The following is an 847-nucleotide window of genomic DNA, read 5'->3' as shown; positions in this document are numbered from 1 at the left end:
ACCTCGGGCGCTCCCGGGCCGCGCTGCGCGCCCTCACCGCCCGCCACGAATCGCTGCGCACGATGTTCACCGGCGAGCAGACCCCGTCCGGGGAGAAGCGGACCGTGCGACGGCTGGTGCTGCCCGCCTCCCACGAGCCGAGGCTGCTGCACCAGACCCTGCCCGCCGGGACGGACGCGGTGCGCGCGGTGCACGAGCTGTACGCGGCGCGCGCCGGGGAGCTGCTGCGCCCCTTCGAGCGGCCGCCCGTGGTGTTCGTCCGCACCCTCGCCGGTGCCGAGTCCCTGATCTCGGTGCTGGTGCACCACGCTCTGGCCGACGGCTGGAGCATCGGTGTGCTGTGGCGCGAGTTCGCCCGGCTGTACGAGGACGGACCGGGCGCGCTGCCCGGGACCGGGCCGTCGCCGGACTGGATCGGCACCCGGCTGGCCGCACGGGAGGCCTCGGGCGACCTGGCGGCGGCCATGGCCGGGGTGAGGCGGCGGCTGGACGGCGCCCCGCTGGTGGCGACCCTGCCCGGCGGACCCGATCCGGTCGGCACGGCAGGTGGGTCTGGTACCGACGGCGCCGGCGCCCGGCTGGTGTTCGAGCTGCCGGAGCAGGTGGCCGAGGGCGTGGACCGGCTGGCGCGGCTTAGCCGGACCACCGTCACCTCGGTGCTGCTCGCGGCGTGGTCGCTCGCCGCGGCCCGCCGGATCGGCACCACCGACCTGGTCCTCGGCGTGGCGGCCGCGGGCCGCTTCGAGGCCGGTATGGAGGACGTCGTCGGGCTCTGCACCCGGATCGTCCCGGTGCGCTGCCGGATCGACGGCGCCCGGCCGGTCACCGAGCACGTGCGGGCCACCGC

1 protein-coding gene is annotated in these 847 nt (G+C 77.2%); it reads left to right on the top strand.

Annotated elements, in window-relative coordinates; genetic code table 11:
- On the top strand, positions 1–847 hold an 847-nt coding region (locus tag VR45_RS10805), incomplete at both ends, for a condensation domain-containing protein (RefSeq protein WP_045939483.1).

Origin of the sequence: Streptomyces sp. NRRL S-495, from assembly GCF_000966955.1 — a bacterium.
Lineage (GTDB): Bacteria > Actinomycetota > Actinomycetes > Streptomycetales > Streptomycetaceae > Kitasatospora > Kitasatospora purpeofusca.
Note: the sequence above shows the minus strand (reverse complement) of the source record. Positions and strands in the feature narration are given on the sequence as shown.